Below are 20,862 nucleotides of genomic sequence, written 5' to 3'. Positions count from 1 at the left end.
TGGCTTAACGGGGTTTTCCGTTCCACTGCACCTCAGACCCACTACCGCGAAGGACAGGAGGACCAGTTGGGCGCGCTCGGACTGGTGCTCAACATGATCGTTCTGTGGAACTCCCTCTATATGCAGGCCGCGCTGAGTCAGCTGCGTGCGCAGGGCTACCCCGTGAACGACGATGACGTGGCCCGCCTGTCGCCGCTGTTGCACGAGCACATCAACATGCTGGGGAGGTATTCGTTCTTGGTACCTGACGCCGTTGCCAAGGGCGAACTGCGGGCCTTGCGCGATCCGGCTGACGGTCTTGCGTAAGGGCAGCCCAGGGGATAAATTTCATTTGGCTATTCATCTTGTCCTCTTAACTGCTTTTGCTGTTCCACTGCACCTCAGACCCCAACAAGGCGGCCATGGATGAGATCAATGACAGAGGCGAAACACCCGTCATCGTGCGGCAAGTCAAGTATCTCAACAACATCGTGGAGCAGGACCATCGCGCTGTCAAACGGGTCACCAAACCGATGCTGAACTTCAAGTCATTTCGATCGGCCAAAAGCGTCTTGGCCGGCATCGAACTCATGCACATGATCCGCAAAGGTCAACTCCTGCTGGAAGGCGGTATCGAGATGTCTTTCGCCGACCAGTTTTATGCATTGGCAGGACAAATCCGTCCCGTTTGAGGCGCTGGCATCCGTTCCTAACCCAAACACGTTTATCAACTGGCAACGCGACAGAACCCCGAGTGGGCGGTACAAACGACGGGATTTCCGGAGATTGCGCGTGAAATTCCACCACTTGAAAACTAACGATCCGCTACTCAATGTCGCGGTGAGTTATTCAGACCATCCCTTGCTACTGCCTACTGCCATATGTAACTAAGCCCTTTCGCATCACTTAAGCTTCGCGCACAGATCATTAGCCACCTCGATCGCCGATAGCATGAATTTATTGCAAAGCTCTCGGGTGGCCTCGTAACCGCTGGCTAGCTCTCGAGTTTTCTCATTCATATACAACGCACGATTGAGCTCAATCTGAATGCTATGGCCGCCCATTCCCATTAACCCCATCTCGCCGGTTATGGGTCCGCCCGGGTACGGATCATTAACCATCACATTTAAACCAGCATCTTTGCAAACCTGTTTAAGGGCTTCGGTCAGCTCGGGCGCACAGGCTGTTAGCCCACGGTCTCCAAGCACCACATCAGGATGAACGACGCCGGGAGTTAGTGTTGCCAAGGGGCCAGCCACACAGGGCATGGAGTGGCAATTGATATGCACATAAGTACCATGCTCTAATAGTTTGGCCGTTGCAATCTGGCGCAGAGCACGCCGATAGGGTCGATAAAAGTTATCCAAGCGCACATCAACCATTTTCGCCGTCAATGGCTGATCATAAATCTGCTCACCACTATCAAGGTAGCGCCAAATCAGCCCCTTGCCCAGTTTGAGTTTTTCCTCCCACTGTTGCATGCCTTCAGGCTTATGAAGGTCGGCAATCATTGTGTAATCCAAATCCTCTTCATTCCGATTGGGATCAATATACGACCGTGGAAAATTTGCACACAAGAAAGGTATTTTGAGGCTTTTCGCATCGGCGTAAAGCTTTTCGACGTGCGTGTCTTCAGCATCACGAAGATCTTCCAGCCGACACGTATAGTTAAAGTCGCCAGGGTAGTAGGTACCGCTGTGGGGTGAGTCTAGAAATACCGGGACGGTTCGTTGCTCAGACGTGGGGGGTGAAAACAACTGAAAGGGCATCATCTTAAAACGCTTCTGCTAAATTAGTTAATTGCTATATTTCGTGATTTGGCGATATCACTGGCCTGCTTGTATGCCCGATTTATCTCGAGTGAAAAGCTCTGCGCCGATCCGGGAGCCGCAGTACCGCCGAGTGTCGATATACGCTCTTTCATGTCCGGCTGTTCCAGTGCGAAATTCAAGGCGTCGGTATACGCAGCCAGAATATAGGGAGCAATACCCTTGGGCGCCACGAAACCAAACCATGATTGATCATTTAGTGTCGGGTATCCAGCCTGCGCCAAGGTTGGCGTATCAGGAAATTGAGGATCAGGTGTTTCACCTGTGATAGCGATAAGAGTGAGCTTTTTGGCTTTAATATGGGCCAGTTCGTTCGGCAGATTAGTAATCGAAATATCTACCTCTCCGCTTAGTAGCGCGTGAGACACCTCTGCTCCACCTTTATATGGCACATGTAGCATTTGAACACCGGCCAATTGCTGGAATTGTTCACAAATAAGATGACCCAATGAGCCAACACCTGGAGAGCCAAAGGCCAATGATCCAGGCTTATCCTTTAGCTTGGCCTTAATATCAGCTATTGATGTGATACCCGATTTTGGTGAGGCCACTAACACCAGTGGCACCCTGGCGATTAGGCCGATGGCGGAAAAGTCTTTGACAGGATCGTAGGATGGTTTAGCCGTAACCGCCGGGGAGGCAGCATGCGTACTGAGTGAGGCAATACCGAAAGTCAAACCGTTTGGTTTGGCACGTGCAATCTGCGCTGCCGCAATCGAGCCGCCTGCACCAAGCTTATTCTCAACGATGATGTTCATGCCCAGCGATCTGGACATGGAGTCAGCCATGATACGCGCCAGTATGTCAGCGGTCCCACCCGGGCCGAAGGGAACAATGATGGTTGCAGTCTGTCCTGCTAAAGGATTAAGTGGAGAGGCGTGCGCTCGGAACGGCACTTCCATTGAACAAATGACGGCACTCAATTTCATAGCGCTAACTAAAAAATCACGCCGATTATTGAATTCTTTCATTCCTCTCCTGTTTTGTTGTTAGATGTTGCTAAATTACCTTGCGTATTTATACTCTTCTTCACGCTGAAGTCAATCGATGGATATCGTAATCGGACACCTATGACTCCAAATAATTAGCTTGAATCGCCCCGGCTTTGAACTGACCCTCAGAAGTTGGACGATTGCTATCCCGTCAATCAGGGGGCGTTTCTCAGCCGGTATTCGACCGGGCTGAGTCAGTTTAACCTGAGCTTGATGCGCTCGTGGTTGTAGTAGTAGATGTAATCATGCACGCCTGCTTCGAGCATCTCAATGCTATCGAGCGTTGCAAGGTGGAAAAACTCGGCTTTGAGGGTGCCGAAGAAGCTTTCGATCACCGCGTTGTCAAAGAAATTTCCTTTGCGGCTCATGCTTTGTGTCACCCCGCGATGCGCAAGCATCGCCCGGTACGGCTGCATTTTGTAATGCCACCTTTGGTCTGAGTGCACGGTCAGTCCATGCGTGTCTCCTAACCGCGAAAGTGCCGCCTCCAGCATGCCGGAGACCAGCTCGAAATTGGGACGCTTGGCCATGCGGTGCGCGATGATCTCGCCGTTGTAAAGGTCCATGCAGGCCGACAAATACAGCTTATGGCCGTTCACATTGAACTCCGTGACATCCGTCACCCACTTCTGGTTTGGCGCAGTCGCGCAGAAATCGCGCTGCAGAACATTGGGCACGTGCGCATCGTTAATGCCAGGGGCATGTCGGGAACGCTTTTGCGCACGGATCAACGCGCGCAGTCCCATCTTCTGCATCAGACGCTGCACGCACTTGTGATTAACGGGTTCTGCCATTGAATTGCACAGCGCTGCCGTGATTCGTCTGTACCCGTAGCGGCCCTTGTGCTGGTCATAAACGGAGCGGATCCTGGGCTCCATGGCGCTGTGTTGGTCGGCTCGCTGGGCCACTTGGCACTGGTAATAGAAGGTGCTGCGCGCCAAGCCTGCAGTAGATCGGCCAATTTATGGTAATGCCTCAACCCGGTAATCAGGCGCGCTTTGTTGGCGCAACTGATCTCTTGGACCGGATCAAGGCTTGTAATTTTTTTAGGTTGGCCACCTCCGCGCGCAGTCGCTCGTTCTCTTCGCGCAGGGCCTGCGCCGAATCGATGGCGATCATATTGGATGACGCCGGGCAGTGTCGTTCTGGTTTCATGTTGGGGCGCCTGTTGAGAGCCTCCACGTCGCATTGGTCGAGATTGCGTCTCCAGACCACGATTTGGTTGGGATTGCGGATGTCATAGACTGCCGCGACCTAGCGGCTCGAAAGTTGTTCGCGGTCCTGATGGGACAGTACCTGCAGCTTGAATTCCAAACTGTACGTGCTGCGCTTGGGGTGCAACCCATCGATGCCGTGGAGGCGGTAGTGGCTCACCCAAGTGCGAATCTTCTCCTCGGGCACTGACCACCGCCGTGCCAGTAGCTTTGCACCGCCTTCACCAGCCAAAAAGCTATTCACGACCTGAAGCTTGAACTCCGTTTTGTACTTCTTCATAAACCCCTTTGAAGTTTGTTCAACTTCAAAGGGTCAGTTCAAAACCGGGGCGGTTCACTTCGCTGAATCTTCGCTTTCCAGATCGACCTGGAACACTGCCCGAACTGCAGCGGCGAGCTCAAGATTATTGCCGCCATGCTAGAGGCACCCGTGATAGAGCGAATCCTCAGGCACCTGGGGCTGGAGGCCCGGGCACCACCCCGTGTGCCGGCGCGCGGAGATCTTCAGCAGGCGGCGTGATCGCGGTCCGGCCCCCCCAAGGGCTGCGGGGACAGGCTGCGCCTGACTCGGGTCGAGCCCGGTGAGGGGCCACGAAGAGTGCGGGTTTACCCGATGTCCAGGCGATCTTCAGGCCCGGTCGCGGGGCCGCAGTTGCGCAGTGTGTGGCCGGCCAAGCCAACACCCCCCAAAGAACTCCCCGGTGTACCAACTAGTGCGGGTGAGTCCGTCCCGGTGGGCACGAAAATATGCCGATTGATTTTCCTATTCCCTAACTCCGTACGCAAGAACGAGTCTGGTGTTGTCTTCCTGATCCGCAAATCGGCTGGATCGACCGCCAGCCGGCTGTCAAATTGCCAAGTTTCTGCGCCTTATTGCAATGGTGTGCCGGCGGCCTTATGTTGAATAAACACGACCGGAACGGACGCAGCACGTGCCCGACAGGTCAGCCCGTTGATGAGTTCTAGCACCGCATTGGCTTCGTCTGGCGCGGGTGCAGACTCGAACAGGCCCCGTTGTACGTCGATCACAAATACAGCGGTATTCACGGCGAAGGCTGCTGGCGGCAGCGTTATCAATGGGTTTGCTGATGCTGAGGCAGCCGGCCGCAAAGGTCAAAAGTGAGGGGTGATAGTGACGCTTTGTGCATCACACCTCATATAAATGGGTGAAAAACACGCCATTTCGAAGCCCGGCAGAGGGAATATTTCGCTATTTCACGACCACCATCTGAACAATGCCGCGTCGTCAGTCTTGGATGTTTGACTGAACCGCGGCCAGATCATCCGGGGTATCTAGGTCGCGCACGAAGCCCGTTGCGGATGACGTCAACTGCGTCACAGCGTTCGCATGGTCGCACAGCCAGTCGCGAACACCATGTGATCGGGCATTGCATTGATCCGTGCAACGGCATGGCAGGACAACAGCACCGGATGACCGCGCACCCCGTTGACCATAGGCACCTGCGCATGAACATGGTCGTCACGCTGGTCCCAATGCGCGATCAAAGTCGACACATCGGCCCCGGTCAGCAGCGCCAGGTCACCCAGCACCAGCAACAAATCACGATCGGGAAACGGCGCCTGGTGCGATTTCAGTGCGAGCCGCTGGCAGTCGATCAGGCTGGGCTCGAACCTGGAATGTGCGATAGCTTGGACCTGGCAAAGGTCGAGCAGCGGCAGCAACTGCTCGCGGTAGGGTCCGATGACCGCGCTGATCTGAGCGACGTCAGACGTGCGCAGCGCCTGCACCAGGCGTTCAAGTATGCTGGTTTCACCCACCTGCAGCGCCGCCCTGGCCAGGCCACCCATCCGTCGGCCCAGGCCAGCGCTCAGAATGATGGCCGCCGGTCTGCGTATGTCTAAGCGCCCAGGGCGGACTTCCGAAGACGGCACGCCCAACGCATCGGCATCTGCCTTGTCGCTGACGATTGATGCCGCAGGGTTTCAGGCGGCACTACTCTTCACAGCCACCCCCTTGGACAGCATTGACAACGCGGTCGCGGTCCGTGACTTGTTGCCTAAGCGCCGACTCGTTGGCCGGTGCGGTGTCGATGGCTCCACATCTGGCAGGTCGAAATTTTCCCGTAAGGGAGATCACGACCGCCGGCTCGCCGTTCAAGCGCCATGCCGTCACAGTGCGCAGGATTCGTGAGTTGCGTGCTTCCATGGCGTGGTCGGTGGCTTGCCTCGGGATTGTTGAACGGACGCGAGTCTCAGGGAACATTGTTGGTTCGGCTGTGTCTATGCCTGTGACATCGACATCATCCGTGCTGGACCCGATGTTTCATTCATTTGCGGCGTATTTGGGTTTCCCCAAATTCTGGAAACCGAAAGGCAACCGTTCCGCTAGGGCGTGTCATCAATTGAAAACGGCATCAACGCTATTGAAGAGCACGATTTGCCCCTTATCTCGTAAACATGACCAGAAGATATGCACTGCGAGATGATCAATGGGAACGCATCAAGGACTCGCTGCCCGGACGCGAAGAAACTGTTGGCGTGAGCGCCCGGGACAATCGGCTGTTTGTCGAAGCCGTGCTGTATCGCTACCGCGCTGGCATCCCGTGGAGGGACTTGCCAGAGCGCTTTGGCGACTTTCGGGTGGTGCATCTGCGTCACTCGCGTTGGAGCAAGACCGGGGTATGGCGGCGCGTGTTTGAGGTCTTGGCGCAGGATGCAGACAACGAGTACGTCCTGATCGATTCGACCATCGTCAAAGCCCACCAGCACAGCGCGGGGGCTAAAAAAAAGGGTCCAAAGATAGCCAAGCCATCGGGCGCAGCCGTGGCGGCTTGAGCACCAAGATCCATGCCACGGTCGATGCGCTGGGGAACCCGACCGGTTTTCATTTGACGCCCGGGCAGACCCATGATCTGGACGGCGCAGACGTGTTGCTCAAGGACACGGCGGGCGCCACCGTCATCGCTGACAAGGCCTATGACGCACAAGAGCGGGTGGTTGAACCGCTGGAAAAAGCGGGCAAGGCGGTGGTAATTCCGTGTCTGAGCACCCGCGCGCATCAGCGCATCTATGACCGCCATTTGTACAAGGCGCGCCACCTGATCGAGAACTTTTTTGCCCGGCTCAAGCAGTACCGTGCCATAGCCACGCGCTACGACAAAACGGCGCGTAACTTCCTTGGCGCCATTCACTTGGCTGCAGCGGTAGTTTGGCTTAATTGATGACACGCCCTAGTCTAATGGCGCGTGCAGCTTTGTACCGCTGGTAACGATCCCGCCTCGTTTGCCAATCTCGATGCTGCCATAGCGTTGTGTGAAGCACTCGGGCAGTTCACGATCGCCCTCAATGGACAGCCAGAGTCGCAACAGGTGGCGACGCCGCGTCGAATCGGGCCAATCGGTGAAGCTGGTCCGGTCGTGCAGTTGGGCATGGTTGTAGATAAACTGCATATCGCCCGCCTGCAAACGCATAGTCAGGTTGAGATCGGTGTTGTTGGCGAGTTTGTCGAATAGGTTTAGCGCTTCGATGTGCTCCGGCGTCAGGCGCATGGCATGTTCGAAGCGCTGCGCGCTGTCGATGTACTGGCGCTGGTAAAAAACGGTCAACTTGCCGGCGTGCCAAGACAGTGGCGGGATGGTCATAAAGGGCGCCATGCCCTCGGGGTCCTCCCCACGTCGATCGGTCGCGATGGGGTCGAAAAGCTTGGCCAGCAAGTCAGGATGCTCGGCTTGCATCTGGTTGTAGATGGACTCGGCGCTCACCAGCAGCGAGTCCCCGCCCTCCATCCCTTCACGAAGGCAAAGCAGGCCCACCACATCGGCACTATCGGTGTGAAAGCTTTGGCGCGCATTGGTCTGGTAGATGCGGGCGGTGGGATCGTTCGGGTCCGCGCCCACGTTGCGGACGTGCCCCAGAATGTGCCCCGCCGCATTTTGAGAGCGGGCGGACCCAAGATGTGCGCCTAAGCCGCAGAAAATCGTCGCGGCCACTTCCTGGGGGTACGTCTCAGTGGGCAAGCCACGAATAACTTCAAACCCGTTGCCGTGGATCAGTTTGTCCCTCAACCCTTGCAGATGCCCTGCGAAACCACCCAACGGAAAGTCCGCCATGGTGATTTCACCGATGTCGCGATCCAGCGAAAGATAGTGACGTGCAGCCGCTTCCAACTCGGTAATATCCTGCTGCGAAAGGTGAATCAGCCAATCTTCGGGTCGGGCCTGCATGTCTGAGCCAACCCAGGCCGCGGGACCGGTGAGGACGGGGGGTAAGGTCGTATCAATCAAGAGGCCTCCAAAAGGTGTGCCGCCACACTGTGGCAAATGTCGGTGTCGAGGTCAGCGGGAGCCGGGGAACCATGTCGACGCCATGCCGCACCGAGATATGGCAAACCGGTTAGCGTCGCACGACCTCTAATATCAAAGCACTGATTGGTGTGGACGTCGCCGATATCAGGGACCTTAATTTCAATGAGTACCATTTTCATTCCCAATCATTCAGAAAATTTTTAAAACCGTGGTGTGCCACAACGCTTGCCCCACACACAGCCACCGCAGCTCGGCAAGACACGACATGAATGACTTTGGACGTGCGCATCGATGCGTTTTCAGGGAGCTCCAGAGTGAAACTATAGTGCACCCCAGAACGCCGGGTTCTGTCGCGTTGCCAGTTGATAAACGTGTTTGGGGTAGGAGCGGATGCCAGCTCCTCAAACGTGACGGATTTGTCCTGCCAACGCATAAAACTGGTCGGCAAACGACCTCTCGTTACAGCCATCCATCATGAGCTGACCTTTGCGAATCATGTGCATGAGTTCGATGCCAGCCAGAACGCTTGTGGCGGCCCGAAATGATTTGAAGTTGAGTATTGGCCTGGTTACGCGTTTGATCGCCCGGTGGTCCTGCTCCACGATGTTGTTGAGGTACTTCACTTGCCTCACGAGTATTGGCGTTTCGCCTCGGCCATTGATTTCATCTATGGCCGCCTTGTTGGCGCCGCTCTTGTCCATCGTGACCTTTTCGGGAACACCGCTGGCCCTCATGGCTTTGTCAAAAAAGCGCAAGGCTGCAGCCTTGTCGCGCCTGGCCGTCAGCAGGAAATCGACCGTCTTTCCCTCGTTGTCCACGGCGCGGTAAAGATATTTCCAGGCGCCTTTGACCTTGATATAGATTTCATCAAGGCGCCAACTCCCACCCACCGGATGCTTGTGCTTACGAAAGACTTTTTCCAAGCAAGGGCAAAAACCGGATCGCCCAGCGGTTGATTGAGGAATGGTCGACAACCACGCCGCGTTCCTTCATGGGGTCGCCTCAGGAAACGGATCGCAGCGTACGTTGGCGATATAGCCCGCATCGACGTTTATCGAAAACGGTGATTTTGAGCAGCTTTCTTGAGAAATTAGACCTCCAGAGGGTGGAAGTTTATTCAAACCTTCTCAAAAATCATTCTCTGAACCAAGGCTTAAAAACATGAGTTTTGAGAATGCCGTACGGCTATAGGAAGCCGATTTTAAGAGGCTGAAAACCGCGTTAACGTACTCTGCGATCCGTTTCCTGAAGTGACCCCTTCATCATTTCCTCGAGATGGCGGTAGCTCAACGGATACGCTGAATACCAGCGAATGCACACCAGAATGACGTCGATCGGGAAGCGCATTCCTTTGGTTGCCAGCATCGCGTTTCAAGCCTTTTCGTTCAAAGCACCCAGCATAGACCAGCAGGCAGCTTGACCGCTAACGCGACAGAACCGCCCACCGACAACCCCTTTCTCACGCGCCCGGGCGCCCGGCCGGAGATCTACACCCTGGGCCATCGTCACCCGCAGGGCGTGGTGGTGGTGGACGGCGTGCCGTATGCCCACGAGCACGGCGCCCGGGGAGGCGATGAGCTGAACCGCATCGAGCCTGGGGCCAATTACGGCTGGCCTATCACCACCGGGGGCATCGACTACACCTACGCCCGCATCACACCCTACCGCACCCGGGCCGGCATCGAGCCGCCGTTGGTGGACTGGACCCCGTCAATCGCCCCGTCAGGAATGGCCTGGTACGACGGGGCGCTGTTTCCGGCGTGGCGAGGCAGTCTGTTCATCTCGACGCTCAAGGAAGGCAGCGTGCGCCGTGTGCCTTTGGCCAAAGGATCGCCCGGGCCGCAGGAGGTGTTGTTCCAGGAACTTGGCGAGCGCATCCGCGACGTGCGCGCCGGGCCGGAGGGCGCGATCTACCTGCTGACCGACAGCGCCAATGGGCGGGTGCTGCGCGTGGTTCCGAGCCGATGAGGGATGCCCTCTGGGCTCAGGCCTTGCGTTGTGTGCTGGGCCCACTGAAGTATGACCTGGAGTTTAAAACTCGCATCAAAGGCTCTTCTGGATTTCTGATTCTTCACGTCTGATGCCATTCAGGTTTTTTGGAAAAAACCCATCGTTGTGCCCGTTTAAATTAGGCCACCACACCAGCCTGCAGCGAGACACTGTTCGGCTCGTTGAAGGTTGAGCGCTTGTACGTGCAACGCTTTGTGACCCGGCGCCAGGCGAAGAACGAGGCCATCGCCTGGCTGCTCTGGTACAACAAAGCCCGGCTGGATTCAACGCTGGCTTATGTCAGCCCGACGCAGTTCGGAAGCGAATGGCTTGCCAGAAAAACCAACTTATGAGTTCGGTTATGGAACACGGAATACGGAATCCAAGGGCAAGGTCACTCTGGATAACCCTGACAAAGATTGTCAGACTATCTAATAGACTGAAGCTCATGCGAGTTTTTCAGATCTTGCCATTAATTTCTACCAAATCACTAAGCTGTCAAGTTGAACGAACATTATTAGGTTTGTTGGATAGTGGTAATTTGGTTACTGGTCAGCGCCTACCTTCAGAACAGGTGTTGGCCAGTCAATTCGGCGTGAGTCGAGCAACGGTTAGAGAGGCTATAGCAAGGTTGCGGGCTGACGGAGTGGTATCCACGAAACCTGGCCGTGGTGCCGCTGTGATGTCAAAGACGCCGTTGACACTAAGACTTGAGTCCAAATCTTATTTAAAAAAATCAGACACATGGACTTATCTCTTTGAGTTGTGGCAAATGACTGAAATTGAAGCTGCCGGTTTAGCAGCGAAACGTCATACGGTATCTGATCTCATTTCCATCGAAAGTGCTTTTACCGGTATTACAAAAGTCGTCTGTACGAAAAATCAAGCGTCGCATGCAGATATGGCTTTTTTTCAAGCTATAGCTGTGGCAACTCAAAATCCGTATTTAGTAGATTTATTAAATTTAATAACTGCTAAGCTAAATATTCTACTAGAGCAAGCTTGGCAGAAATCTGGACGAAATATATATAACCTGAATTATGCTCAAACTGATAATAAAGAATTGTTAAATGCTATCCGTTTGCGAGATGAAGAAGGTGCACGGAAAATAGCATGTAAGCATCTAAAAGCTTTGCAAAAACGACTGAATATCTTCTTGCAGGACGAGAACTCAAATGAATTAAATTAAAATCAAATATTTTTGATTTATTAATTTAATAATTTTGCTTTGGTGCTTTAACTGAAGTAAAAATATATTTACTGATTAATAAATGGATAAAAAAATCACATATAAAGTCTTCGTAAAAACTAAATATATGATTTATCCTAGTATTGGTAAATCAAAAATTAAAGCTAGAGTCCTCAATAAATTTATTAGGAAATAGTATATACACTACAAGAATATTATATTAATTAACTAATACTATTAAAATATAAGCTTACTTATTTCATATTAAATGACTGTTTATAAATAAATACCATCAGATATAAAAAAACATCTTTATAAAAAATTAAAACAAATACAAAAATTTAAAAATGATTGTCAATTCAAAAAAATTTAAGTTTTATTAAATGTAAAAAGGAATTAATAAATTAAAAAATCTAATGTTATATATATCTTTGAAAAGTAGTATTATTAAGTAAAAATTTATTAGGATAAATAATGAAATTGAAATCAACTTCAGTTGTCACAGCATGGATGTTAGCAATTTCGAGCTCGACGTTAGTATTTCCTGCAACGGCTCAGGTAAAAGTTGGCGTCATTAATAGTCTCTCAGGCAACTTCGCATCGTTTGGTGAGCGTTATAAAGCTGGAATGGAATTGGCATTGAAAGAAATTAATGAAAATGGAGGTATCAACGGTCAAAAACTTGAAATTATTACCCAAGATGATAGATCTGATGCTCAAAGCGCGCTGGCCGCACTTGAGTCATTGAACAAAGATAACGTATCTTTGATTATTGGATCATATGCATCTGGAATTACAGGGCCATTGTCTAAAGTAGCTACACGACAAAAAATTCCATTGATTGTTCTAGGGAGTGCAGATGACTCTATTACAAAACCAGGATCACCTTGGGTATTTAGGGCAAAACACAATTCAACAATTGTTGCTAATGCCTACTTTGACTACTTTGATGACTTAAACAAGAAAAATAATAAGTTAACTAAAATAGCAATTATGCATGGTAATGGTGCTTGGCCAACCTCCATCGCAAAAGAAGGAGAAGCACAAGGAAAAAAACGTGGCTATGAAATAATTAGTGTTCAATCTTATGATCAAGGAACAACAGATTTTAGACCTATATTAAATAATTTTCGTTCAGCTGATCCAGATATTCTGCTCACAAGTTCATATGCTGATGACGGCATTGCAATAGCACGTCAACTTAAAGAAGTTGGTCTAAATCCAAAAGTAGTTGCTATCGATACAGCTTCCTCTGTATCGAGCTTCATTAAGCAAGTAGGAAGTGCTTCTGAAAATATAGTATCAGCAGTGAGTTGGAGCCCTGACGTTAAATATGAGGGTGCTTCCCAGTTATACAAAAATTTGAAAGCCTCAATCAATGGCGAGCCTAGTTTTTATGAGGCTGAAGGATATCTTACTTTGAAAATCGCTGCTGATGCGTTACGACGAGCCAAATCGATGGACCGCACAGTGGTGCGCGATGCTCTTCAGAAAACTGATATGAAAACTCCTGTCACTGATGTTACGTTCAAAACTTATGATGGATTTCAAGGCCAAAATCCTATTAAAAGTTTGATAATACAAATACAAAACGGAGAGCATGTAACTGTATATCCTGGAAATCTCGGTTCCAAACAGCCTCGTCTAAACAAATAGATATGAAATTATAGAAATAAGGATTTAAATATAAATTCAATTAATATTTGAATCCTTCTAAAAATATAATAGTATTTATTATTAATACAAACATATAAGGCTAAAGTTGGACAATGATCGACTATATTTCATTTTTTCAAAACTTATCTAATGGAGTTCTTATTGGTGCAGTTTATGCGCTTATAGGGGTGGGACTAACCTTAGTTTTTGGGGTTATGCGCACCATTAACTTTGCTCATGGTGATTTTGTCGTTATGGGAATGTATTTTGCGGTCGTCTTTAATAGTGTACTAGGATGGGATCCTTACATATCACTGATATTCGCTGTTCCAGTGGGATTTGCATTGGGTGCATTTATTCAAAAATTTATATTGAGTAGAATTATCGACGCCCAGCCTGAAGCAATGATGTTGGCAACACTTGGAATTTCCTTGGTAGCTGCAAATATGCTATTTCTTGTCTTTGGTGGCGAACCTCAGTCAGTCAATGTCTCTTACGCATCAAGTACGATTGCAATAAGTGATATAAAAATATCAATTGTTTTGATTTTGGCAGGCTCAATTACTTTTATTGTAATTGGCGGCTTATTTTTTATATTGAATAAAACAGAAATCGGTAGGGCTATACGTGCTACTGCAGAGAATCGTATAGGCGCAGAAATCGTAGGCGTAAATACAAAAAAGATACAAGCCATTGTTTTTGGATTAGGAATGTCGCTTGCTTTTGCTGCAGGCGTTGCACTGATTCCCCTATTGTTTGCATCTCCTGTCACTTCTGGTGCTTCATTCACACTTAAAGCTTTTGTCGTAACAGTTCTCGGTGGCTTAGGAAATATTGGAGCAGCCATTGCTGGTGGATTATTACTAGGTATAGTTGAAGTCTTTGGTGCTTCGTATTTAAGCTCTGCTTATAGAGATGCATATGGCTTGCTTGCATTTCTAATTGTTTTGTTAATTAAGCCTGAAGGTCTTTTTGGAAAAACGGTGAAGCGAGTATGAATAAGAACTACATTTTACTTGCTGTCCTATTAGTATTAGGTGTATTTTATCCAAATTTGCCTTTTGCGTACGTAACCGTTGGCATTACAGTTTTACTATTTGCTGGTTGGGCTACATCCTGGAATTTACTTGGAGGATGGGCTGGCCAATTAAGTTTGGGACATGCGAGTTTTGTTGGACTTGGAGCATACTTTGTAGCTCTTGGTTCCTCTCAGTTCAATCTTGCGCCGTGGTGGTCAATACTAATTGCAATAGTATTTGCGGCAATCCTTGCCTTGGTGTGGGGGAGATTAACTTTTAGTCTTAGTGGACCATATTTTTCACTTTCAACAATTGCTATCGCTGAAGTCTTTAGATTGATTGCGATTAATGAAGGTTGGCTAACTGGTGGTGCAAGTGGTGTATTTATAGATACTTTACCGCAGCCTTTTGGAATAGATTTATTCAGTAAAAAAACACAGTATTACCTAGCATTATGCTATGCAGCACTAACTATCGGAATTACCATATATATTTCTAGCAGAAAATTTGGATATCAATTAAGAGCTGTACGTGATAATGAAGAGGCGGCTATGGCTGCAGGAATAAATCCATTATCTATAAAATTAAAAGCATTCGTTATTTCTGGTGTACTAACTGCAATCGGAGGTGGAATATATGGAATATTCTTATCCTTTATTGAGCCACATATAATTTTTAATTTATTATTGTCTATTCAAATAGCCTTAACTGTTATTATTGGCGGTAGAGGGACAGTATGGGGCCCTGCAGTAGGTGCTTTAGTTTTGGTAGTAGCGGGTGAAGTATTTAGAATCACATTTGCACAAGCCAATATGTTGCTTTATGGTGTTCTCATCCTTGTTGTTATCTTAGCGATGCCTAGAGGCATTGTGGGTGAATATGCTCACAGATTGATTAAGAAAAAATATGCAAATCGTACTTAAAGCCGAAAATATTACTGTTAAGTTTGGTGGTGTCATAGCAGTTAATAATATATCTTTGTCCTTAGAACATGGCAAGATATTAGGTTTGATTGGGCCGAATGGAGCAGGTAAATCGACTCTGTTCAATGCGATTACTGGATTCGCCCCTATGTCAGCAGGTAAAGTGACAATTTTTGATGAAGATATAACTTCACAGCCAGCGTATATTAGAACCCGACTTGGTATGGGTCGGACCTTCCAAACTGAGCGTCCTTACGAAGAATTAACCGTTCTAGAAAACGTTTTAGTAGCCGCTTTTTTGAATCATTCAAAAAAAAATGATGCTGAAAAGATTTCTCTTAAAGTATTAGAGAAAGTAGGATTGCTTGACAGAGCCAACCAATTATCCTCGGATTTGAATCTTGCTAGACTCAGGCGTTTGGAACTTGCAAAAGCACTGGCACTAGAACCGAAAATCTTATTTCTTGATGAAATAATGGCAGGTTTAAATCCTCCTGCATTAAAAGAGATGATTAATCTAATACAGGGATTGACCTCTACTGGTATCTCAATAGTAATGGTAGAACACATTATGGAGGCCATAATACAACTCTCTGACCATGTTATTGTGCTTGCAAGCGGTAATAAAATTGCAGAGGGCTCAGCTATTGATGTTATCAATGACTCTCAAGTCATTGATGCTTACTTGGGAACGGACTAATGACTGTTGATGAATTGCCTAATATTATTCTGGAAGTTAATGAACTTAATTTAGGTTATGGTTCGCTACAAGTTGTTTTTGGAGCATCTTTAAATGTGCGTAAAGGTGAATTGATAGGTTTAGTAGGAGGTAATGGAAGTGGTAAATCAACTATTTTGCGTGCAATATCAGGAATGATTAAACCAATATCTGGAAAAATTCTTTTTAAAGGCGAAGAAATTTCTGGGTTTGAACCTCATCAAATGGCAATGAGGGGGTTAGCACATGTCCCAATGGGACGTCAGCTTTTTCCAAATCTAACAGTTCAAGATAATATATTATTAGGGTCATATTTACCTAAACTACGTCCTAGAAGAAATAATAATTTAGAAAAAGTATACTCTTTATTTCCCGATATTAAAAATTTTTCTCCAATGCTTGCAGGCTCACTCTCTGGCGGCCAGCAACAAATGGTAGCGATTGGTCGAGCATTGATGCTTGAACCAGATCTTCTGATTTTGGATGAGCCTAGTCTAGGTTTATCACCTCTATACGTGAAACAGGTCATGCATGCTATTCGAAAGATTGCTGATTTAGGATTTCCCGTATTATTAGTAGAGCAGAATATAAAACAAGTTTTACAATTTAGCCATCGCGCTTACGTTTTAGAAAACGGTCGTCTGGTGCTTGAGGGTCCTTCTGCAGAATTGCAAGGGCACCCAATGATTAAAAAAGCCTATTTGGGATTGTAATATTTTTATATATCTTTTAATAAAATTGATAAGGAAAATTTATGCTTGAATTAAATTCTGATCCTATTAGACAAGGTGGTATCGAATTATTTGCTAAACGCTTTAGAAGTGGTGAATTATCTTCTGAATCTGTAACGCAGATTTACCTAGATCGTATAAATCGTCTTAATCCAAAATTAGAGGCTTTTGAGCATATATCTTTCGAAGATGCTTTGCGCACAGCACGTGCTATGGATTTGCTAATACGTGCTGGTACAGATTTGGGCCCGCTAATGGGTGTACCAATTGCGATTAAAGATGTTTTTTATATTAATAAAATGCCTGCGCCTAAAGCAGGATCAGATCTTGAACTCAGTGGCATTTTAGGAGTGAATGAAGGTGAGTTTATTCAAGCATTGCGCAAAGCTGGTTGCGTACTTCTTGGAACAACTAAATCTGTTGAATTTTGTTTAGGAATAACTGGCAATTCTAAAACCAGGGGTACTCCTTGGAATCCAACTGATTTAGAGAACCGTCGTGTGCCTGGAGGCTCGAGCTCTGGTTCTGGTGTAGCAACTGCGGCAGGTTTATGTGCATTTTCAATTGGATCAGATTCAGGTGGATCCGTTCGTGTACCTGCTGCATTCAATGGAATATTTGGATTAAAGACAACATTTGGATTATGGCCTACAGACGGTGCATTTCCACTTGATCCACGAGTGGATAGCATTGGTTTACTAACAAAATCTGCTGCAGACGCGATGATTGCTTTTAAAGCTATTTCATCAATCATATTCGGTTATAAATATGATCCTAAATCTTCAGGAGTTAGATTAGATCGCTTAAATATTGGTATTCCATCAAATCATTTTTTTAATGATCTAAATAGTGAAATTAGTAGTTCTTTTACAGAGGTAAATAATTATCTTGCTAGCAAAGGATGCAAATTTGAAAATATTTATGTTCCTGAAGCTGCAGAGCGCGCCGAGTATTTTCCTGTATCTATGCCTGCTTCGTTGATTTCAATTTTAGGAAAAGAAAGATTTCTTGAAAATAAACATTTGATTGATCCTATTATTGCAAAAAGAATAGAATCAGGTTTGGAATCAAAAGCTTATGATTTTCTTTCTTTAGAAAATCGAAGAATGAAAAGTATTTATTCAGTAACTCAGAAATTTGCTGGTTTTGATGCATGGGCAACTCCAACAACTGCTGACTTTGCACCGCTTTTATCCGATTTGGATGACTCTGAAAAAGCTTTGAAATTAGCATTGGGTATGACGCAAAATACTCAGCCTGCTAATTATTTAGGCCTATGCGCTATCTCATTATCTTTGCCTGTTGACGGATTACCAATTGGTTATCAACTCATGGGTTCACCTAATTCTGATTTTAGATTATTAGAAATTGCTGTTGAATTTGAGAGATCGATAAAAACTTATAAGAAAGATAATTAAAAGTTTTATTATATTATTTATTGAGTGAATTCATATTTTCATTCAAAACTCAGAAAATCTGACTTTATAGGATTGAAATTTATTATTGTTTTTCAGTTTGTTGGCTGTTGCGGTATTTTCAGTCAGGAGGCCCGAGCGGCCTTGGCTGAGCGAAACAGGAATCCCTTTTTATTGCTCTCGTGCAGCGCTTGTTCGATATCCGCATGCAGGTACTCGTCCAGGTTGTGATGGCAGGGCATGTCGTGCTCCTTAGCGCGTTTTTGTGCAGCCGCCCCCCTGGTGCTGCCGCAGGCATCGACCGAAACAGCGCCGGCAGGCTCGCCAGTCCAGATAGGGCCAGACTTGTCGTATTTGGTGATTGAAGTTCAGACACGTTCAATCACAAATGATAACGTCCTTTATCATTCATATTGGCAGACGCAAAAGTTTGCAAGTTACAAGCAGCAGAAAAACGAGTTAGTTTCCGATTTGCTCATTTTTGAGGTCAAAGATATGACGCCAAATCTAGGTCAGGTTCGATACCTGTTTCAGTGTCTTTTGAGGATAAAGCAACTTCTTTTCTGTAAATTTCCGAGATTCGGTTTTGGGTGTTGGTGATTGGCAGGGCTCAGGGTTTCATGGACAGGTAGATTTTTGCAGTCATCCATTCCTCGTCTTGTTCGGCCAGCAAAGCACTGACCAGGCGCAGGCAGCTGTCGGGGTTGGGGAACAACGTGGCGACGCGCGTGCGGCGCTTGAGTTCCTTGTTCAAACGCTCCAGGCCGTTGGTGGTGCGCATGCGCACCCGGTGGGCCTCGGGCAAGTCGAAGACGGCAAAGCCCTCGGGCAGGTTGTTTTCGGCCCAGGCGGCCAGTTGCGGGTGGCTGACCCGCCAGTCCTTGAGTGATGCGTTGAGCAGGCGCTGGGCTTCAATCGCATCGCTCGCATTGAAGATGCCGCGTATTTGCCGGGCCACCGGCGTACGCTGGTCCAGCCGGCTGACGTAGCCTTGCGCATTGCGTTGCAGGTGAAACTGGCAGCGTTGCCAGGGCACACCGGGAAACATCGCCTTGCGCGCGGCCTTCAAACCGGCATGGTCATCGCTGGCGAGAAACTTGACCCCGCGCAGGCCGCGCTCAATCAAGCTGTCCAGAAAGGCCCGCCAATGCACCTCGGCCTCTGACAGCGCCACCGAGACACCCAGCACCCGGCGATGCCCTGTAGCCGTCACGCCAATGGCCACCAAAACGGCACAGTCCACTACCCGGCCCGCTTCGCGCACGCGTTCATACCGGGCGTCCAGAATCACGTACGGTGTCTCATCCAGAGGCCGCGTACGCCAGGCATGCAGGCCCGTGTCCAGCAGCGCCGTGCAGCGGCTGATTTGCGTGCTGGAGATGCTGACCTCGGGCCCCACCAGCTTTTGCAAAACTTCAATGACTTTTCGGGTGGAGACGCCCTGCACGTACATCTCGGCCAGCGCCAGATTCATGGCCTGCTCCGAACGGCTGCCGCTCCAGCGCGCTGGGGTAAAAGCCGCCCGAGCGCACCTGGGGCACCTCGAAGGTGACTTCGCCCATGCGGGTCAGGACGGTCTTGTTTTTGTAGCCGTTGGCGTAATCGACACGCTGGGCCGAGCGCTCGTAGGGCGTGGCCTGAAGGTGCTGGGCGCGCTCAATGCGGGACGCTTCATTGACCAGGATACGCAAGGCTTCGCCGGCGCCGTCCAGGCCGTTGGCGAGCAGGCAGGCGTAAGCGTCATGCAGCGGGTGGCTGGTTGTCGGCGCACTTCAACCGTGGCGGCATAAGCCGCTCTGGGGTTGGGGTAACCTCGTCTTCAGCGTGATCCGTGCAACAACGCCGAGGCAAGCCATTCGCTTTCGAATTGCATCGGGCCGATGATCTTTTCGGCCAGTCTCCGAAATTCATTCGCACCCGATTAACGCTTCCCACGGATTGATGATGGGCACGCCGGCCGCCTGGAAAGGCGCCGTGTCACGCGAAGCCACCATGAAGCCGCGTGAGGCCGCGATCGCGGCGATGTACCCGTCAGGCGTTGGGAACCCTCGCCCGCTAGTTCTGGCCAGCACGGCCAGCTCGGCATAGCGCCTGGCCGCATCGGTGTCAAACGGCAGCACCCGATCCCGAAACAGTCCCAGCAAACCGTCCAGCGCCTTCGCCAGCATGTCCTTGCGCTTGCCGTCGGGTAGCGCCGCAATGCCAAACAGCAGCTCGGCCAGCGTCACACTGGACAGGTACAGCGTTGGGGCGGCTTGCGCGTTCAGCCAGGCGCGCACGGCCGGGTGCGGCTGTGGCTTCATCGCTTCAGAGACAACGTTAGTATCAAGAACGATCATTCAAACCCCAGCGGCAGGGCCGGCACCTTATCGCGGACCTGCTCAAAAACCTCGAAATCCTCGTTGGTCAGTCCAATATCGCGGCTCAACGCCGCGAGCGTCTCGCCCAGGCGAACGCGTGCCTCTGGCTTGACGGCGATGGCCAGGATTTCCCGAACCTCGGCCTCGGTGCTGCGCCCGTGAAGCGCGGCTTGCATCCGCAGCGCGCGATGCACATCGTCGGGCAGATTGCGTACTGTCAGCATGGCCATGTCGTCACCTCATAAAATTGCATTCAATGCAGTCATTTTAACCAATTGAATGCAAACCTTGCAAGCGCTGGTATATTGGGTTCAGGGAGCAATGGAACAGTAAACCGAATTAAGAAAGATTCCATGAAACCTACGTTTCGTGAAACTTCATCTGCTCTTGAGCGCTTTCTTGGTCGGGTACCCCAGCTTGCGAATGGTCGCGCCAGTGCGTTTGCCGAGTTTTATGTAGCGCTTGACGGCTCGAATGCGGTCTTCGTAAGAGTACATTAACTATTTTCAAGTAGTCCAAGTTTTTGTCCGCACCCCCAGTCAACGAGCGCCTCATTGCTACTTCTGAAATGGTCTACCCACAC

16 protein-coding genes and 7 pseudogenes are annotated in these 20,862 nt (G+C 49.3%); 12 read left to right on the top strand and 11 right to left on the bottom strand.

Annotated features, from left to right (window positions below):
- Nucleotides 1–42: 42 nt before the first annotated feature.
- A pseudogene (locus H4V98_RS21155) lies at nt 43–306 on the top strand (Tn3 family transposase); the annotation flags it as partial.
- Nucleotides 307–389: 83 nt separating this feature from the next.
- A pseudogene (locus H4V98_RS21150) lies at nt 390–671 on the top strand (DDE-type integrase/transposase/recombinase); the annotation flags it as partial.
- A gap of 210 nt (nt 672–881) precedes the next feature.
- Here the strand turns inward: H4V98_RS21150 and H4V98_RS21145 are convergent.
- The 5 genes and pseudogenes from H4V98_RS21145 to H4V98_RS21125 all read right to left on the bottom strand — a co-directional run bounded on the left by H4V98_RS21145 (nt 882) and on the right by H4V98_RS21125 (nt 5,907).
- Entirely contained in the window at nt 882–1,751 is an 870-nt protein-coding gene (locus H4V98_RS21145; protein ID WP_280758022.1) for an N-formylglutamate amidohydrolase, read from the bottom strand.
- 20 nt (nt 1,752–1,771) lie between these two features.
- Nucleotides 1,772–2,779 (bottom strand): tripartite tricarboxylate transporter substrate binding protein, encoded by a 1,008-nt coding sequence (locus tag H4V98_RS21140; RefSeq protein WP_280758021.1) that lies wholly within the window; start codon nt 2,777–2,779, stop codon nt 1,772–1,774.
- A 215-nt stretch (nt 2,780–2,994) separates the two neighbouring features.
- Nucleotides 2,995–4,294: pseudogene (locus H4V98_RS21135) on the bottom strand (IS3 family transposase).
- A gap of 590 nt (nt 4,295–4,884) precedes the next feature.
- Complete coding sequence (locus tag H4V98_RS21130) at nt 4,885–5,061, bottom strand: isochorismatase family protein (RefSeq protein WP_280758020.1); 177 nt, start codon at nt 5,059–5,061, stop codon at nt 4,885–4,887.
- 288 nt (nt 5,062–5,349) lie between these two features.
- A complete protein-coding gene (locus H4V98_RS21125; RefSeq protein WP_280758019.1) occupies nt 5,350–5,907 on the bottom strand; it encodes an NTP transferase domain-containing protein in 558 nt (185 codons plus the stop codon).
- Nucleotides 5,908–6,432: 525 nt separating this feature from the next.
- Here H4V98_RS21125 and H4V98_RS21120 point away from each other — a divergent pair.
- A protein-coding gene (locus H4V98_RS21120) for an IS5 family transposase (RefSeq protein WP_280758018.1) occupies nt 6,433–7,196 on the top strand; the annotation gives its coding sequence in 2 pieces (ribosomal slippage) (nt 6,433–6,756 and nt 6,759–7,196; 762 coding nt in all).
- A gap of 9 nt (nt 7,197–7,205) precedes the next feature.
- Here H4V98_RS21120 and H4V98_RS21115 read toward each other — a convergent pair.
- The 3 genes and pseudogenes from H4V98_RS21115 to H4V98_RS21105 form a co-directional block, all read right to left on the bottom strand.
- Entirely contained in the window at nt 7,206–8,258 is a 1,053-nt protein-coding gene (locus tag H4V98_RS21115; RefSeq protein WP_280758017.1) for a TauD/TfdA family dioxygenase, read from the bottom strand.
- A 422-nt stretch (nt 8,259–8,680) separates the two neighbouring features.
- Nucleotides 8,681–9,302 (bottom strand): annotated as a pseudogene (locus H4V98_RS21110) (IS6 family transposase); the annotation flags it as partial.
- 237 nt (nt 9,303–9,539) lie between these two features.
- A pseudogene (locus tag H4V98_RS21105) lies at nt 9,540–9,644 on the bottom strand (IS6 family transposase); the annotation flags it as partial.
- Nucleotides 9,645–9,695: 51 nt separating this feature from the next.
- Here H4V98_RS21105 and H4V98_RS21100 point away from each other — a divergent pair.
- The 9 genes and pseudogenes from H4V98_RS21100 (at nt 9,696) to H4V98_RS21060 (ending at nt 17,922) form a co-directional block, all read left to right on the top strand.
- Entirely contained in the window at nt 9,696–10,247 is a 552-nt protein-coding gene (locus H4V98_RS21100) for a PQQ-dependent sugar dehydrogenase (protein WP_280758016.1), read from the top strand.
- 176 nt (nt 10,248–10,423) lie between these two features.
- Nucleotides 10,424–10,621, top strand: a pseudogene (locus H4V98_RS21095) (IS3 family transposase); the annotation flags it as partial.
- A 95-nt stretch (nt 10,622–10,716) separates the two neighbouring features.
- Entirely contained in the window at nt 10,717–11,457 is a 741-nt protein-coding gene (locus H4V98_RS21090) for a FadR/GntR family transcriptional regulator (RefSeq protein WP_280758015.1), read from the top strand.
- A 474-nt stretch (nt 11,458–11,931) separates the two neighbouring features.
- Nucleotides 11,932–13,113, top strand: coding sequence for an ABC transporter substrate-binding protein (locus tag H4V98_RS21085; protein ID WP_280758014.1), 1,182 nt, complete (start codon nt 11,932–11,934; stop codon nt 13,111–13,113).
- Nucleotides 13,114–13,226: 113 nt separating this feature from the next.
- Nucleotides 13,227–14,111, top strand: a complete 885-nt coding sequence (locus H4V98_RS21080; RefSeq protein WP_280758013.1) for a branched-chain amino acid ABC transporter permease — start codon at nt 13,227–13,229, stop codon at nt 14,109–14,111.
- On the top strand, nt 14,108–15,055 hold the full coding sequence (locus tag H4V98_RS21075; RefSeq protein ID WP_280758012.1) for a branched-chain amino acid ABC transporter permease: 948 nt from the start codon (nt 14,108–14,110) through the stop codon (nt 15,053–15,055). The genes H4V98_RS21080 and H4V98_RS21075 overlap by 4 nt, the downstream gene beginning before the upstream one ends.
- Complete coding sequence (locus H4V98_RS21070) at nt 15,039–15,755, top strand: ABC transporter ATP-binding protein (protein WP_280758011.1); 717 nt, start codon at nt 15,039–15,041, stop codon at nt 15,753–15,755. The genes H4V98_RS21075 and H4V98_RS21070 overlap by 17 nt, the downstream gene beginning before the upstream one ends.
- Complete coding sequence (locus H4V98_RS21065; RefSeq protein ID WP_280758010.1) at nt 15,755–16,486, top strand: ABC transporter ATP-binding protein; 732 nt, start codon at nt 15,755–15,757, stop codon at nt 16,484–16,486. The genes H4V98_RS21070 and H4V98_RS21065 overlap by 1 nt, the downstream gene beginning before the upstream one ends.
- Nucleotides 16,487–16,527: 41 nt before the next feature.
- Nucleotides 16,528–17,922, top strand: coding sequence for an amidase (locus H4V98_RS21060; protein WP_280758009.1), 1,395 nt, complete (start codon nt 16,528–16,530; stop codon nt 17,920–17,922).
- Between the two features lie 607 nt (nt 17,923–18,529).
- Here the strand turns inward: H4V98_RS21060 and H4V98_RS21055 are convergent.
- The 3 genes and pseudogenes from H4V98_RS21055 to H4V98_RS21045 all read right to left on the bottom strand — a co-directional run bounded on the left by H4V98_RS21055 (nt 18,530) and on the right by H4V98_RS21045 (nt 20,509).
- A pseudogene (locus H4V98_RS21055) lies at nt 18,530–19,667 on the bottom strand (IS256 family transposase).
- 159 nt (nt 19,668–19,826) lie between these two features.
- Nucleotides 19,827–20,258, bottom strand: a complete 432-nt coding sequence (locus H4V98_RS21050) for a type II toxin-antitoxin system VapC family toxin (RefSeq protein ID WP_280758008.1) — start codon at nt 20,256–20,258, stop codon at nt 19,827–19,829.
- Entirely contained in the window at nt 20,255–20,509 is a 255-nt protein-coding gene (locus tag H4V98_RS21045; RefSeq protein WP_280758007.1) for a plasmid stabilization protein, read from the bottom strand. The genes H4V98_RS21050 and H4V98_RS21045 overlap by 4 nt, the downstream gene beginning before the upstream one ends.
- Nucleotides 20,510–20,862: the final 353 nt, after the last annotated feature.

Source organism: Polaromonas sp. CG_23.6 (assembly GCF_029892315.1).
Lineage (GTDB): Bacteria > Pseudomonadota > Gammaproteobacteria > Burkholderiales > Burkholderiaceae_C > Polaromonas.
This window is presented reverse-complemented; position numbering and strand designations above follow the sequence as displayed.

What these genes read in the sequence shown, in the direction of transcription:
- H4V98_RS21140 (WP_280758021.1), bottom strand. Translation starts at nt 2,779, where the DNA reads ATGAAAGAATTCAATAATCGGCGTGATTTTTTAGTTAGCGCTATGAAA.
- H4V98_RS21075 (WP_280758012.1), top strand. Translation starts at nt 14,108, where the DNA reads ATGAATAAGAACTACATTTTACTTGCTGTCCTATTAGTATTAGGTGTA.
- H4V98_RS21085 (WP_280758014.1), top strand. Translation starts at nt 11,932, where the DNA reads ATGAAATTGAAATCAACTTCAGTTGTCACAGCATGGATGTTAGCAATT.
- H4V98_RS21145 (WP_280758022.1), bottom strand. Translation starts at nt 1,751, where the DNA reads ATGATGCCCTTTCAGTTGTTTTCACCCCCCACGTCTGAGCAACGAACC.
- H4V98_RS21050 (WP_280758008.1), bottom strand. Translation starts at nt 20,258, where the DNA reads ATGATCGTTCTTGATACTAACGTTGTCTCTGAAGCGATGAAGCCACAG.
- H4V98_RS21070 (WP_280758011.1), top strand. Translation starts at nt 15,039, where the DNA reads ATGCAAATCGTACTTAAAGCCGAAAATATTACTGTTAAGTTTGGTGGT.
- H4V98_RS21065 (WP_280758010.1), top strand. Translation starts at nt 15,755, where the DNA reads ATGACTGTTGATGAATTGCCTAATATTATTCTGGAAGTTAATGAACTT.
- H4V98_RS21045 (WP_280758007.1), bottom strand. Translation starts at nt 20,509, where the DNA reads ATGGCCATGCTGACAGTACGCAATCTGCCCGACGATGTGCATCGCGCG.
- H4V98_RS21080 (WP_280758013.1), top strand. Translation starts at nt 13,227, where the DNA reads ATGATCGACTATATTTCATTTTTTCAAAACTTATCTAATGGAGTTCTT.
- H4V98_RS21060 (WP_280758009.1), top strand. Translation starts at nt 16,528, where the DNA reads ATGCTTGAATTAAATTCTGATCCTATTAGACAAGGTGGTATCGAATTA.
- H4V98_RS21090 (WP_280758015.1), top strand. Translation starts at nt 10,717, where the DNA reads ATGCGAGTTTTTCAGATCTTGCCATTAATTTCTACCAAATCACTAAGC.